Raw genomic sequence first — 14,391 nt, 5'->3', positions numbered from 1 at the left:
ACAGCTTCACGGCCGTCATAAATCCGACGTAGAGTCGCCCCAAAACCCTGTAAATCGATTCAGGATAATCACCTTGATCTCGATCAATAAAGAGCCCGGTCCGCCGCCGCCCGCGCGGCCGGCGGGCACGCCCGGCTGGCGCGCGCGCATCGGCGCGTGGGCACGCGGGCCGACCCTCGCCCGCGACATCACGCTGGTGCTGATCGTCAAGCTGATCCTCTTGATGTCGCTCAAATACGCATTCTTCAATCATCCGCAGGCTGAGCACATGTCGCTGCCGCCTGCCGCCGTCGCCGAGAAACTGCTCTCGGTGCCGGCGCCTGCATCCACCGAGGGAGACCACCATGATAAGTAGCGAAGTCGTCGATCTGTCACGTCTGCAGTTCGGCATCACGGCGCTCTACCACTTCCTGTTCGTGCCGCTGACGCTCGGCCTGTCCTGGCTGCTCGTCATCATGGAAGCCGTCTACGTGATGACCGGCAAACAGGTCTACAAGGACATGACCCAGTTCTGGGGCAAGCTGTTCGGGATCAACTTCGCGATGGGCGTGACGACCGGCATCACGCTCGAATTCCAGTTCGGCACGAACTGGTCGTACTACTCGCACTACGTCGGCGACATCTTCGGCGTGCCGCTCGCGGTCGAAGGCCTGATGGCGTTCTTCCTCGAATCGACGTTCGTCGGCCTGTTCTTCTTCGGCTGGAACCGACTGTCGAAGGTCAAGCACCTGATGGTCACCTTCCTCGTCGCGCTCGGCTCGAACCTGTCCGCGCTGTGGATCCTGGTCGCGAACGGCTGGATGAACAATCCGGTCGGCGCGGAGTTCAACTACCAGACGATGCGCATGGAGATGACGAGCCTGTTCGACGTGCTGTTCAACCCGGTCGCGCAGGTGAAATTCGTGCACACCGTGTCGGCCGGCTACGTGTCGGCGGCAATGTTCGTGCTCGGCGTGTCGTCGTGGTACCTGCTGAAGAAGCGCGACGTCGACTTCGCGCTGCGCTCGTTCGCGGTCGCGGCCGGCTTCGGCCTCGCGGCGACGCTCTGCGTGATCGTGCTCGGCGACGAATCGGGCTATACGACCGGCGAAGTGCAGAAGATGAAGCTCGCCGCGATCGAGTCCGAATGGGAAACGCAGCCGGCGCCCGCGTCGTTCACGCTGATCGGCATCCCGAACCAGGAAGAACAGCGCACCGACTACGCGATCAAGATCCCGTACGCGCTCGGCCTGATCGCGACGCGCTCGATCGACGAACCGGTGATCGGCCTGCGCGAGCTCGCGAAGCACAGCGAGGAGCACATCCAGAGCGGGATGGTTGCGTACGGCGCGCTGCAGAAGATCAAGCAGGGCGACACGAGCGAGGCGACCCGCGCATTGTTCGACCAGCACAAGCAGTATCTCGGCTACGGGCTGATGCTCAAGCAGTTCACGCCGAACGTGACGGACGCGACGCCCGAGCAGATCAAGGCCGCCGCGAAGAAGACGATCCCGCCGGTCGCGCCCGTGTTCTTCTCGTTCCGGATCATGGTGGCGCTCGGCTTCCTGTTCGTCGCGACGTTCGTTGCCGCGTTCTGGTTCTGCGCGCGCCGTGAACTGCTGCAGGACAACCGCCGCTGGTTCCTCCGCTACGCGGTGTGGGCGATCCCGCTGCCGTGGATCGCGATCGAATTCGGCTGGATCGTCGCCGAGCTCGGCCGCCAGCCGTGGACGATCGCGGGCGTGCTGCCGACGCACCTGTCCGCGTCGAGCCTGCAGCCGAGCGACCTGTACCTGAGTCTCGCCGGCTTCATCCTGTTCTACACCGCGCTGTTCGTCATCGAGATCAAGCTGATGTTCAAGTACGCGCGCCTCGGCCCGTCGTCGCTGCAAACCGGCCGCTATCACCACGAACTCGCCGCAACCGGCGAGCGTGCCGCGGTTTGAGCACGCCCCCGCAACGGAACAAGGAATCGCTATGGACTATGCAACTCTCAAGCTGATCTGGTGGCTGCTGGTCGGCGTGCTGCTGATCGGCTTCGCCGTCACCGACGGCTTCGACATGGGCGCGACCGCGCTGCTGCCGTTCCTCGGCAAGACCGACGAGGAGCGCCGCATCATCGTCAACACGGTCGGCGCGACGTGGGAAGGCAACCAGGTGTGGCTGATCACGGCCGGCGGCGCGATGTTCGCCGCGTGGCCGCTCGTCTACGCCGCGTCGTTCTCCGGCTTCTACTTCGCGATGCTGCTCGTGCTGTTCGCGCTGTTCTTCCGGCCGGTGGGCTTCGACTACCGCAGCAAGCGGCCCGACCCGCGCTGGCGCGCGGGCTGGGACTGGGGCCTGTTCGTCGGCGGCTTCGTGCCGGCGCTGGTGTTCGGCGTCGCGTTCGGCAACCTGCTGCAAGGCGTGCCGTTCAAGTTCGACAGCGACCTGCGCGTGACCTACTACGGCGGCTTCTGGGCGCTGCTGAACCCGTTCGCCCTGCTCTGCGGGCTCGTCAGCCTTACGATGCTCGTCGCGCACGGCGCCGCGTTCATCAAGATGAAGACCGACGGCGTGATCGCGCGCCGCGCGTCGATCGCACTGCGCGTGTCGGCGCTTCTCGCGGTCGTGCTGTTCGTGCTGGCCGGCGTGCTGGTCGCGTCGACGATCGGCGGCTTCCACGTGACGCACGCCGCACCGAACGACACGGTCGCGAACCCGCTGCTGAAGGACGTCGCCGCCGGCTCGGGCCTGTGGCTCGCGAACTACGGCGAGTATCCGTGGATGATCGCGGCGCCGGTGGTCGGGATTGCGGGCGGGCTGCTCGCGCTGCTGCTCGCAGGCTCGAGGCAGGAAAAGACGGCGTTCTTCTGCACCGGCCTGATGATCGCCGGCGTGATCCTGACCGCGGGCTTCTCGATGTTCCCGTTCATCATGCCGTCGTCGCTCGACCCGCGCAGCAGCCTGACCGTGTGGGATTCGACGTCGAGCCACATGACGCTGCAGGTGATGCTGTTCGCGGTGATCGTGTTCCTGCCGATCGTCCTGCTCTATACGGGCTGGGTGTACCGCGTGATGCGCGGCAAGGTCACGCATCAGTCGCTCGAAGAGAACAAGCACTCGATGTATTGAACCCGGCCGGGGCGCGCACGCGCCCTCGCCCACCGTTTCGCAAGGAGTCGGACCATGTGGTATTTCAGCTGGATTCTCGGTATCGGCGTCGCGCTGTCGTTCGGCATCGTCAACGCGATGTGGCTCGAAGCGCGGCAGAAGCCGCAGGAAACGCCGGTGCGCGCACGCCGCGACTGACGCCGCGCGGGCGGCGGATCGCGCCGCCCCTGCCGTCCGGAACGAACCTCGCGTCGCGCGAGGTTTTTTTTCGTCCCGGCGATTCGGCAACCCGTTGCCGTCCGCCCCGCCAAAGAAAAACGGCTTGCGACGCATCGCGAGCCGTTTTCGTTTTACCGACTGGTGGCCCGAACCCGCTACGCGGACCGGGCCTGCCTCATCGCCTCATGCCGGATCAGGCCGGTTGCGGGGCCGCACCGCCGCCCGTCGACGTCAGGCGCGCGCCGAGCTGTTCCGCATAGCGTGCCGCCGCATTGCCGCAGACGATGTGGAACGTGTCCGGCGACACCCATGCGACGTCGAGCGCACCGAGTCGATCGCGATCGACCGCCGATGCGTCGCGCACGACGACACGCAGGCGCGTGGTCGCGATCGCATCGAGCGACGCGACGTTGGTCGCCCCGCCGAACACCGCGAGCCAGCGCAGCGGATCGGGGTCGAGCGGGCCGGCCGCCACGCTCGCGCCCGTGACCGGCTGCGCAGCCGCGGCCGTCGCCGTGGCCGTGGCACCGGTCGCGCCGCTGCCGATCGCCGAACGCATCTCGTCGGCAATGATGTCGGCCTCGGGCCCGATGATCACCTGCACGCTGTTGCCGCCGCGCTTGAGCACGCCGCGCGCGCCGATCGACTTCAGTTCCGGCTCCGACACCTTCTCCGGATCGACGACGGTCAGGCGCAGGCGTGTCGTGCATGCGTCGACGACCGTCAGGTTGCCCGCCCCGCCGAGCGCGGCGATATAGCGCTGCGCACGCGGCGCAGCGGCCGGTGCGACGAAGCCGCCCGATGCGTACGACTCGGTCGCCGCATCGGCCGAGGCCGGCTCGCGGCCCGGCGTCGCCATGTTGAACTTGCGGATGAAGAAGCGGAACAGCCCGTAGTACGCGACACCGTACGCGATGCCGAGCGGCACCGCGATCCAGCCCTTCGTCGACAGCCCGTAGTTCAGCACGTAGTCGATCGCGCCGGCCGAGAACGTGAAGCCGAGCTTCACGCCGAGGATCTGGCAGATCGCGAGCGACAACCCGGTCAGCACCGCATGGATCACGTACAGCACCGGCGCGAGGAACATGAAGCTGAACTCGATCGGCTCGGTCACGCCGGTCAGGAACGACGTGAGCGCCATCGAGAACAGCAGGCCGCCGACCATCGCGCGGCGCTCCTTCGGCGCTTCGTGCAGCATCGCGAGACATGCGGCCGGCAGGCCGAACATCATGATCGGGAAGAAGCCGGCCATGAAGGTGCCCGCGGTCGCATCGCCCGCGAAGAAGCGGTGCAGGTCGCCGTGCACGAGCTCGCCGCCGGCCGGCGGCGTGAAGTTGCCGAACACGAACCACGCGAGCGAGTTGATGATGTGGTGCAGGCCCGTGACGAGCAGCAGGCGGTTCAGGAAGCCGAACACGAACGCACCGATCGCGCCCGCCGTCGTCAGCCACTGGCCGGCCGCGTCGATCGCATGCTGGACCGGCTGCCACACGTATCCGAAGACGATGCCGAGTATCACGCATGCCAGCCCGGTGATGATCGGCACGAACCGCTTGCCGCCGAAGAACGCGAGGTAGTCGGGCAGCTTGATGTCCTTGTAGCGGTTGTACAGCAGGCCCGCGACCACGCCCGCGATGATCCCGGACAGCACGCCCATGTTCAGCTTGGGATCGATGTCCTTCATGATCGCGGTTTCGATCAGGTAGCCGATCGCGCCCGCGAGCGCCGCCACGCCGTTGTTGTCCTTCGCGAACCCGACCGCCACGCCGATCGCGAACAGGAGCGGCAGGTTGTCGAAGATCGCGCCGCCGGCGTCGGCGATCATCTTGATGTTGAACACATCCGGCTGTCCGAGCCGCAGCAGGATGCCGGCGACCGGCAATACCGCGATCGGCAGCATCAGTGCCCGGCCCAGGCCCTGTATCTTCAGAAACGGATTCCCGTCCATTCAGTCCTCCAATCCATGTCTCGTCATTAAGCGTCGTTGACCTAATTGCTTTCGTAGTGAAACGGGCCGCGCGCCCGCCGCCGACGTTCAGTCGAGCGGCCAGACCTCGCGGCTTGCTGCCCTTACCGCCTGTGCCGAGTCGAGTGCGAGCAGATCCTGCGCACGCTGGCGACACAGCTGGTAATCGAGACGGCGCACGCGCGCCTTGATGCCCGGCACCGACATCGGGTCGACCGACAGTTCGGTCACGCCCAGGCCGACGAGGATCGGCACCGCGAGCGGATCGCCGCCCAGCGCGCCGCACACGCCGACCCACTTGCCGTGCTTCGCCGCGCCGCGCACCGCGATGTCGATCAGGCGCAGCACGGCCGGATGCAGTCCGTCGGACTGCGCGGCCAGGTCGGCCTGGCAGCGGTCCATCGCGAGCGTGTACTGCGTCAGGTCGTTGGTGCCGATCGACAGGAAATCCGCGTGCTGCGCAAGCTGGTCGGCGAGCAGCGCCGCCGACGGCACCTCGATCATCACGCCGACCTCGATCGGCTCGGTACGGCCCTGCGCACGCGCGAATTCGTCGATGCGCTTGCGCAGCCTCACGAGCTCGCCTGCATCCGTCACCATCGGCAGCAGGATGCGCACCGCGCCGAACGGTTTCACGGCGAGCAGGCCCTGCAGCTGATCGTCGAGCAGGTCGGGGCGCACCTGTGCGAGGCGGATGCCGCGCAGGCCGAGCGCCGGGTTCGGTTCGGGCGGCAGCGTCAGGTAGTCGACTTCCTTGTCGGCGCCGACGTCGAGCGTGCGGATGATCGCGGTGCGGCCCTGCAGCGCGTCGACGATCGACTGGTAGCTCTGCTGGTGCTCGACGACGCTCGGCGCGGCCTGGCGATGGATGAACATCAGCTCGGTGCGCAACAGGCCGACCGCGTCCGCGCCGTTGTCGACCGCGGTGTTCGCGTCGTCGAGTGTCGCGATGTTCGCGGCGACCTCGATCGCCCGGCCGTCGGTGGTCGCGGCGGCGGCGCCGGCCAGCTGCCGGTTCGCCTCGCGCACGCCGTCCAGACGCTGGCGCTCGTGGCGCGCGCGCTCGACGTCGAGCGCGGTCGGCGCGTGTTCGAGACGGCCCGCGCTCGCATCGACGACGACCTGCGTGCCGTCCGGAATCGCGTACAGCGCGTCGCCGACGGCGACGAGCGCCGGAATGCCGAGCTGGCGCGCGATGATCGCCGCATGCGACGTCGCGCCGCCGCGCGCCATCACGAGCGCGGTCACGCGCTGGCGATCGAGCGACGACAGGTCCGACGGCGTGAATTCCTCGGCGGCGAGCACGGCCTCGCCGGGCAGCGCGCGCGTCGCGCCGCTCGTGTGGCCGAGCGCGCGCAGCACGCGCTTCTCGATGTCGCGCAGGTCGGCCGCGCGCTCGGCGAGCAGCGCGTCGTCGAGCTTCGACAGCGTGTCGATCTGCGCGCGGATCGTCGCGCGCCACGCGAAGCCCGCGCTCTTGCCGAGGCTGATCTGGTCGCGCGCCGCGTCGACCAGCGTCGGGTCCTCGAGCAGCACGCGATGCACCGCGAAGATCCCCGCCTCGCCGACCGCGCCGCGCGCCGATGCGTTGCGCACCGTTTCGTCGAGTTCGGCGTCGACCGCCTTCAGCGCCTGGTCGAGCCGGCGGCTTTCCGACGCGGGCGTGCCGGTCGCCTGTTCGGGCGGCACGATGTCCGCATCGTCGAGACGCACGAGCGTGCCGACGGCGATGCCGGGCGCCGCGCACACGCCCGCGAGCGTGTTCGGGTCGAGGGTTGCGCCGGTGTTGTGCACGACCGCCCGCGGTGCGGGCGACTTGAGCCGTGCCGGCGTTTCCTCGACCTCGCCGTGCGCTTCGCGCAGCAGTTCGTGCGCGACCGCGTCGACGGCTTGCTGCGCGTGCGCGCCGCGGCCGACCAGTTCAATCGTCGCACCCTCGCCGGCGCCGAGGCCGAGCAGGCCGACCACGCTTGCGATCGGCGCCTTGCGGCCGTCGAAATGCACGTCGACATGTGCATCGAGCCCGCGCGCGGCTTCGCGCGCCCGCGCAGCCGGCCGCGCGTGCAGGCCGCCCGGTTGCGTCAGCACGACCTCGCGGCGCACTTCGTTCATCGCCGCGGCGCCGGCCTGCGCCGCCTGCGCGGCGGCTTCGCCCTTGCCGCGCAGCGTCAAGAGCGGCGTCTCGCCGGCCGTCGCGAAACCGCTCGCGCGCTCGACGACGTCGAACGCGTCGGAGTTCGCGATCGCGATCACCGAGACCAGCGAATGCGCGCTGCGCGCGACCGCGTCCTGGTCGAACTCGATCAGCAGGTCGCCCGCCGCGACTCGCGCGCCGGCCTCGACGTGCGCGGCGAAGCCCTGCCCGTTCAACTCGACGGTGTCGATGCCGATGTGCAGCAGCACTTCCGCGCCTTGCGGTGTCGTGATCGTCACCGCATGACCGGTACGTGCCAGATGCGACACGACGCCGGCGCACGGCGCGACGAGCCGGCCCGCGAGCGGGTCGATGCCGATGCCGTCGCCGAACATCCCGCCGGAGAACACCGGATCGGGCACATCGGCCAGCGCGACGATCGGCCCGGTCAAGGGGCTAAGCAGGACGATCTGATCATGGGTGGAACTCTTCAACTGGGACTCCTCGGCGCGTCTCATCGGCTGTCTCGGCTATCAGTGCGTTTCGGTGACTTTGTTCAGGTGGCGCGGCGTGTCGGGATTGCGGCCGCGCGCGACGGCGAGATCCGCCGCCATCACGTAGAACGAAAGAATGGCGGCGATCGGGTCGAGCGCCGAATGGGCGGATGGCGCGAGCGGCAAGGTCGCGCCGGGCGTGCCGGCGGGCGCCGCGAGCAGCACGGCCGCGCCGCGTGCGCGCATGTCCTGCGCGAGCTGCAGCAGCCCGGCCTGCTCGGGCCCCGGTGGTGCGAACACGAGCAGCGGATAGTCGCGGTCGATCAGCTCCATCGGGCCGTGACGGACTTCGGCGCTCGAGAACGCCTCGGCCTGGATGCCGGAGGTTTCCTTCAGTTTCAGCGCGGCTTCCTGCGCGATCGCGAGACCCAGGCCGCGGCCGATCACGATCATCCGTTCGATGCCCGCGAGCGCGGCGACGGCCGGCGACCAGTCCAGCCGGCCGGCCTGCGCGAGCACGTCGGGCAGGCCGCGCAATGCCGTCATCAGCGCGGCGTCGCGCTGCCAGTACGCGACGATCTGCGCGGACAGCGACAGCATCGCGATATAGCTCTTGGTCGCGGCGACCGACAGTTCGGGGCCGGCCAGCAGCGGCAGCTGGTGCTCGCACGCGTCGGCGAGGGGCGACGGCAGCACGTTGACGGCGGCGACGGTGCGCGCGCCGGCTTCGCGCAGCGCGGCCATCGTGTTGACGAGATCGGGGCTCTTGCCCGACTGGGAGAACGCGAGCGCGAGCTGGTCCTGCACCTTCAGCGGCGCCTGCTGCAGCGTCGCGACCGACATCGGCAGCGACGCGACGGGCACGCCGAGGCGGCTCATCGTCAGGCTCGCGAAATAGCTGGCGGCGTGATCCGAGCTGCCGCGCGCGACCGTCAGCGCGACGGCCGGCGGGTGGTCGAGCAGTTGGCCGGCGAGCGCCTCGACGCGCGTGGTGTCGGCGAGTTGCGCGGCGACGACCCGGGCGGACTCGCGCGCTTCCTTAAGCATATTCGACAATCGATTCTCCTTCGACGTAGGTCGCGGTGAGGTTCAGGTCGCGATCGAACACGGCGAGGTCGGCCCATGCGCCGCGCTCGAGGCGGCCGCGATCGGCGACGCCGAGGTAGTCGGCCGCATAGCGCGACATCCGGTTCGACACGTCGGCGATCGGCAGGCCGAGCGACACGAGGTTGCGCAGCGCCTGGTCCATCGTCAGCGTGCTGCCGGCGAGCGTGCCGTCGGCGAGCCGCACGCCGCCGAGGCACTTCGTCACGCGCTGGCTGCCGAGCCGGTATTCACCGTCGGGCATGCCGGTGGCGGACGTGCTGTCGGTCACGACGTACAGGCGCGGGATCGCGCGCAGCGCCGCACGAATCGCGCCCGGATGCACGTGCAGCAGGTCGGGGATGATTTCCGCGTACTCGGCATGCGCGAGCGCGGCGCCGACGAGGCCCGGGTTGCGGTGATGCAGCGGCGACATCGCGTTGAACAGGTGCGTGAAGCCGCACGCGCCGTGCTTGAGCGCGGCGACGGCGTCGTCGTAGGTCGCGAGCGAGTGGCCGAGCTGCACGCGCACCCCGCGCGCGGCCATCTCGCCGATGATCTCGATGTGGCCGGCGATTTCCGGCGCGAGCGTGACGACGCGGATCGGCGCGATCGACAGGTACTTCAGCACTTCGTCGAGCACCGCCGACACGGCCGCGTCCGGCTGCGCGCCGAGCTTGCCGGGGTTGATGTACGGCCCTTCGAGATGCACGCCGAGCACGCGCGCGCCGCCCGGCGTGCGGGTGCGGGCGACGGTGCCGAGGTTCGCGACGACCTCCATCAGTTCGTCGCGCGGCGCGGTCATCGTCGTCGCGAGCAGGCTCGTCGTGCCGAACTGCGCGTGCGTGCGCGCGATCGTCTCGATCGCGTCGCCGCCTTCCATCACGTCGGCGCCGCCGCCGCCGTGCACGTGCAGGTCGATGAAGCCGGGCAGGATGTAAGGCGCGTCGTTCTTCGCGGGATCGGCGGGCGTGCCGTCGAGCGTGGTGATGCGGCCGTTCTCGCTGTCGAGCGAGCCGTGAATCCAGCCGTCGGGGGTGAGGATGTTTCCAGTCAGCATGACGTTTCTCTTGATGATCTGGTGACGCGGACATCCGCGTCGCGATTTGCAAATTCGTTGCGTTGCGTTTCGTTGCGCGTGGCGCGCGAGCAGTCTCGCGCGTCAGCGTTTCAGTTCGGCGACGAAGTCGTAATAGTCGTCGCGGCAATACGTTTCGGTCACTTCGATCGCGCGCTGGTCGGCGCCGTAGCCGATGCGCGTGATCACGAGCAGCGCCGAGCCCGGCTTCACCGCCATCCACTTCGCGATCTCGTGCGTCGCGTTCGCCGCGCGAAAGTGCTGCAGCGCGCGCACGACGGTCATCCCGCGCGCCTCCAGGTATTCGTACAGCGACGCGCCCAGCGCCTGCGGATCCGGCACCACCGCGGCCGGCAGCGTCGAATGCTCGACGGCCATCACGATGCCGTCCGCGCGGCGCAGCCGTTCGAGCCGCGCGACCGTCGCGCCCGGCGCGAGACCGAGCCGCGTGATCTCGTCGCGGCTCGCGGCGCGCAGCGTGCGCGACAGCCACACCGAATCGGGCGTGAAGCCGCGCTGCTGCATCTTCGCGGTGAAGCCGACGAGACGCGACAGCGGATCGGCCACGCGCGGCGTGATGAAGCTGCCCGCGCCGCGCGCCCGCTTGATCAGCCCCTGCTCGACCAGCAGCGCGAGCGCACGGCGGGCCGTGATCCGCGACACGCCGACCGCCCCCGACAGCAGCCGCTCCGACGGCAGCGCCTCGCCGGCCCGCCACGCGCCGGCGTGAATCGCGCTCGTCAGGTTGCGGGCGAGCTGCAGATACAGCGGCGTGTCGTCGAGGGAATCGGGCGCCAGTTCGGACCAGCCGGTTTCCATGGGCCTCCGGGTGTCGGACGACGATCTCGGACCGTCGAAAGTGAACGCATTATATAACCACCATAATACCAGTCAACGAACTGGTATTAGCGATGCGGAAATCGCCGGAAGCCTTGCCCGGCAAGCGTTTTAGTAGCGGGAAAGCCTTTGTTTACAATGCGATGCGGGATAGGGATTTACCCGAAGTGGTATGCAAGGGGACAATTCAGGCACCGGATCCGCAGGGTTTTGGGGGCTGAAAATGAGACCGGAATAGAACCAATTCGGTCGACTGGTATGCATCCGGCCGCAACACGCGAGCGGCGTACCGGCGCGCCGCGTCAGTGGAACTCGCGGCTCGACGTGCGCAGGCCGCCGAGCAGCGGCGTCAGATCCTCGAAATGCTGCGCGACGAGGTGCCGCACGTCGCTCACGACCTGCCACACGCCGGACGCCGCGAGCAGCCGCGAATCGAGCGTTTCGCGGCGCTGCCGCGCGAGCAGCTCGGGCCGCACGATCACGTTCACGCAACCCGTTTCGTCCTCGAGCGTCATGAACATCACGCCTTTCGCGGTGCCCGGCATCTGCCGAGCGGTCACGAGCCCGCACGCACGGGCGAGCCGGCCGTCGGGGCGGTCGCGCAGTTCGGCCGCGGACGACAGCCGCCGCGCGCGTAGCTCGGGCCGCAGCAGCGCGACGGGGTGGCGGTTCAGCGTGAGGCCGGTGGTGTGATAGTCGGCGAGGATGTCGTCGGCTTCCGACGGCGCGCCGAGTGCAGGCTGCTCCGCTTCGTCGATCGGCGCGGCGGCCAGCAGGTCGCGCTCCGGCGCCGCGGCGACGGCCTGCCACAGCGCATCGCGGCGATGGCCGGCGAGCGTCGCGAGCGCGTTCGCGGCGGCGAGCGCTTCGAGATCGCGGCGTTCGAGCTGCGCGCGGCGCGCGAGTGCATCGACGTTGTCGAACGGGCCGGCCGTGCGCGCGATTTCGATGCGTCGCGCGGCGGCTTCGCCGAGACCGCGCACGAGCGACAGGCCGAGCCGCACCGCGGGCTGGCCGTGTGGCGGCGGCTGGTCAGGCAGCGCTTCGAGCGATGCTTCCCAGTTGCTCAGCGTCGCGTCGATCGGCAACACCTGCACGCCGTGGCGCTTCGCGTCCTGCACGAGTTGTGACGGCGGGTAGAAGCCCATCGGCTGGCTGTTCAGCAGCGCGGCGAGAAAGATCGCCGGTTCGTGGCATTTGAGCCAGCTGCTGGCGTAGGCGAGTTTCGCGAAGCTCGCTGCGTGGCTTTCGGGGAAACCGTAATCGCCGAAGCCTTTGATCTGCTCGAAGATCTGTTCGGCGAAGTCGGGCGGATAGTCGCGCTCGCGCATCCCGTCGACGATCTTGCGGTGATATTTCTCGAGGTTGCCCTTGCGCTTCCACGCGGCCATCGCGCGGCGCAGTTCATCTGCCTCGCCGGGCGTGAAGCCTGCCGCGATCATCGCGATCTGCATCACCTGTTCCTGGAAGATCGGCACGCCGTACGTACGTTCGAGCGCAGGCTTCAAGTCCTCCTTTGGATAACTGACCTTTTCGATTCCCTGGCGTCGTTTCAGATAGGGGTGCACTGCCCCGCCCTGGATCGGCCCCGGCCGCACGATCGCAACCTCGATCACCAGATCGTAGTAAGTACGCGGGCGCAGGCGCGGCAACATCGACATCTGCGCGCGCGATTCGATCTGGAACACGCCGACCGTATCGGCCCGGCAAATCATGTCGTAGGTCGCTTCGTCATCCTGTGGAATGTGCTTCAGCGTGAACGCCTCACCACCCGGCTCCGGCGGCCCGCGCCACGCGGTACGCATGTCGAAGGCGCGATGCAGCGCCGACAGCATGCCGAGCGCGAGCACATCGACCTTCATCAGCCCGAGCGCTTCGAGATCGTCCTTGTCCCACTGGATCACGCGCCGCCCGTCCATCGCCGCGTTCTCGACCGGCACGAGCCGCGTGAGCTTGCCGCGGCTGATCACGAAACCGCCCGAGTGCTGCGACAGATGGCGCGGAAAGTTCAGCAGCCGCGCGGCGAGCCGGGCCCACGCCTGGATGAGCGGCGTCCCGGGATCGAGCCCGATCGTCGAGAATTGCTGCAGCAGGTCGCGGCTACCGTCGAACCAGCGGTGCGCTTTCGCGACGCGATCGACCAGCATCGGATCGACACCGAGCGCCTTGCCGGTTTCGCGCAGCACGCCGCGCGGGCGATAGGTCGAGACGGCGGCCGCGAGTGCGGCGCGATCGTGCCCGTACTTCTCGTAGATATGCTGGATCACTTCTTCCCGGCGCTGATGCTCGAAGTCGACGTCGATATCGGGCGGCTCGCCGCGCTCCGCGCTGATGAAGCGCTCGAACAGCATCGTGCTCTGCTCGGGATTCACTTCGGTGATGCCGAGGCAGAAGCAGACGACCGAGTTTGCCGCCGAGCCACGCCCCTGGCACAGGATGTTCTGGCTGCGCGCGTATTTGACGATGTCGTAGACGGTCAGGAAGAACGGTTCGTAGCTCAGCCTCGCGATCAGGTCGAGTTCATGCCGGATCTGCTTGTCCACTTTCTCCGGAATGCCGTGCGGATAGCGCTCGGCCGCCCCTGCCCGGGTTTCCTGTTCCAGATAGCTCGTCGGCGTGAGCCCCTTCGGCACGATCTCGTCGGGATACTCGTAGCGCAGCGAGTCCAGTTCGAAATGACACGCATCGAGAATCGCGCACGTCTCCGCGATCTCGCCCTCCGAGTACAACTGCCCGATCCGCTGTCGCAAACGCAGATGCTGCTCCGCATTCGGCGCAAGCACATAGCCGCACTCCGAGACCGGCATCCCGACGCGAATCGCCGTCATCACGTCCTGCAGCGGCTTGCACGAGCGCCGGTGCATCGTCACGTCGCCAAGCGCGACGATGCGCACGTCGCGCCGCTCGCCGGCCGCACGAATCTCGTCACGTTGCGCACCGTCCAGCGCACGCTGCAACTGCACGAGCCCGAGCCGCGCACGTTCGCCGAACGTCGTGCGCAACCACGCGACCTGTGCATCGAGCACGTCCGCACGCACCGGATACGCAGGCACGAGAATCGCGAAGCAGTCGGGCATGCCGCGCAAGTGCGCAAACGCCTCGGGCGGCATCGACAGCATCCGCGACGTCAGCTTGTAAGTGCCCTTCGGCGCTGCCATCCGCCGCCACGAAATCAGCTCGGACAGATTGCCGTAGCCCTCGCGGTTCTGCGCAAGCAGCACGAGCCCGAACGCCCCGGGGCCCGGATCGTGGCCGGGCGCGACTTCATCCGGCGTGACTTCGAAGTACGAACCGATGACGAGCGGCAGCCCTTTCGCCTTCGCCGCGACATGCATGCGCGGCGCGCCTGCGAGCGAGCATTCGTCGGTGATCGCGATCCCGCGATAGCCGAGCTCGAACGCGCGCTCGACCAGTTCTTCCGCATGCGACGCGCCATGCAGGAACGAAAAGTTCGAACGGCAGAACAACTCCACGTAATCGGGCAGCCAACTGAATTCCGCAACCATGA

General features: G+C 68.3%; 10 protein-coding genes. 4 read left to right on the top strand and 6 right to left on the bottom strand.

Annotated elements, in window-relative coordinates; all coding sequences use genetic code 11:
* Positions 1–73: 73 nt before the first annotated feature.
* The 4 genes from cydP to cydX are packed head-to-tail and all read left to right on the top strand — an operon-like array spanning position 74 to position 3,270.
* On the top strand, positions 74–355 hold the full coding sequence (gene cydP, locus DIE21_RS05445) for a cytochrome oxidase putative small subunit CydP (RefSeq protein ID WP_124496731.1): 282 nt from the start codon (positions 74–76) through the stop codon (positions 353–355).
* Entirely contained in the window at positions 345–1,925 is a 1,581-nt protein-coding gene (locus DIE21_RS05440; protein ID WP_124496730.1) for a cytochrome ubiquinol oxidase subunit I, read from the top strand. The genes cydP and DIE21_RS05440 overlap by 11 nt, the downstream gene beginning before the upstream one ends.
* A gap of 31 nt (positions 1,926–1,956) precedes the next feature.
* Entirely contained in the window at positions 1,957–3,093 is a 1,137-nt protein-coding gene (gene cydB, locus DIE21_RS05435) for a cytochrome d ubiquinol oxidase subunit II (protein WP_124496729.1), read from the top strand.
* Between the two features lie 54 nt (positions 3,094–3,147).
* Positions 3,148–3,270, top strand: coding sequence for a cytochrome bd-I oxidase subunit CydX (cydX, locus tag DIE21_RS05430; protein WP_124496728.1), 123 nt, complete (start codon positions 3,148–3,150; stop codon positions 3,268–3,270).
* A 214-nt stretch (positions 3,271–3,484) separates the two neighbouring features.
* Here cydX and nagE read toward each other — a convergent pair whose 3' ends face one another.
* The 6 genes from nagE to DIE21_RS05400 all read right to left on the bottom strand — a co-directional run bounded on the left by nagE (position 3,485) and on the right by DIE21_RS05400 (position 14,389).
* Positions 3,485–5,239 (bottom strand): N-acetylglucosamine-specific PTS transporter subunit IIBC, encoded by a 1,755-nt coding sequence (gene nagE / locus DIE21_RS05425; protein WP_124496727.1) that lies wholly within the window; start codon positions 5,237–5,239, stop codon positions 3,485–3,487.
* A gap of 87 nt (positions 5,240–5,326) precedes the next feature.
* Positions 5,327–7,909 carry a phosphoenolpyruvate--protein phosphotransferase gene (gene ptsP, locus DIE21_RS05420; RefSeq protein WP_124496726.1) on the bottom strand — a complete coding sequence of 861 codons (2,583 nt, stop codon included), beginning with the start codon at positions 7,907–7,909 and terminating at the stop codon, positions 5,327–5,329.
* A gap of 15 nt (positions 7,910–7,924) precedes the next feature.
* On the bottom strand, positions 7,925–8,932 hold the full coding sequence (locus tag DIE21_RS05415) for an SIS domain-containing protein (RefSeq protein WP_124496769.1): 1,008 nt from the start codon (positions 8,930–8,932) through the stop codon (positions 7,925–7,927).
* Complete coding sequence (gene nagA / locus DIE21_RS05410) at positions 8,925–10,028, bottom strand: N-acetylglucosamine-6-phosphate deacetylase (RefSeq protein ID WP_124496725.1); 1,104 nt, start codon at positions 10,026–10,028, stop codon at positions 8,925–8,927. The genes DIE21_RS05415 and nagA overlap by 8 nt, the downstream gene beginning before the upstream one ends.
* Before the next feature lie 102 nt (positions 10,029–10,130).
* Positions 10,131–10,865, bottom strand: a complete 735-nt coding sequence (locus DIE21_RS05405; RefSeq protein WP_124496724.1) for a GntR family transcriptional regulator — start codon at positions 10,863–10,865, stop codon at positions 10,131–10,133.
* Between the two features lie 320 nt (positions 10,866–11,185).
* Complete coding sequence (locus tag DIE21_RS05400; protein WP_124496723.1) at positions 11,186–14,389, bottom strand: error-prone DNA polymerase; 3,204 nt, start codon at positions 14,387–14,389, stop codon at positions 11,186–11,188.
* Between the last annotated feature and the right edge of the window lie 2 nt (positions 14,390–14,391).

The sequence above is a fragment of the Burkholderia sp. Bp9140 genome, assembly GCF_003853425.1.
In the GTDB taxonomy this organism is placed as follows: Bacteria; Pseudomonadota; Gammaproteobacteria; order Burkholderiales; family Burkholderiaceae; genus Burkholderia.
This window is presented reverse-complemented; position numbering and strand designations above follow the sequence as displayed.

Coding starts and splice junctions, on each gene's coding strand:
- DIE21_RS05440 (WP_124496730.1), top strand. CDS start 345: ATGATAAGTAGCGAAGTCGTCGATCTGTCACGTCTGCAGTTCGGCATC.
- cydB (WP_124496729.1), top strand. CDS start 1,957: ATGGACTATGCAACTCTCAAGCTGATCTGGTGGCTGCTGGTCGGCGTG.
- cydX (WP_124496728.1), top strand. CDS start 3,148: ATGTGGTATTTCAGCTGGATTCTCGGTATCGGCGTCGCGCTGTCGTTC.
- nagE (WP_124496727.1), bottom strand. CDS start 5,239: ATGGACGGGAATCCGTTTCTGAAGATACAGGGCCTGGGCCGGGCACTG.
- ptsP (WP_124496726.1), bottom strand. CDS start 7,909: ATGAGACGCGCCGAGGAGTCCCAGTTGAAGAGTTCCACCCATGATCAG.
- DIE21_RS05415 (WP_124496769.1), bottom strand. CDS start 8,932: ATGCTTAAGGAAGCGCGCGAGTCCGCCCGGGTCGTCGCCGCGCAACTC.
- nagA (WP_124496725.1), bottom strand. CDS start 10,028: ATGCTGACTGGAAACATCCTCACCCCCGACGGCTGGATTCACGGCTCG.
- DIE21_RS05405 (WP_124496724.1), bottom strand. CDS start 10,865: ATGGAAACCGGCTGGTCCGAACTGGCGCCCGATTCCCTCGACGACACG.
- DIE21_RS05400 (WP_124496723.1), bottom strand. CDS start 14,389: ATGGTTGCGGAATTCAGTTGGCTGCCCGATTACGTGGAGTTGTTCTGC.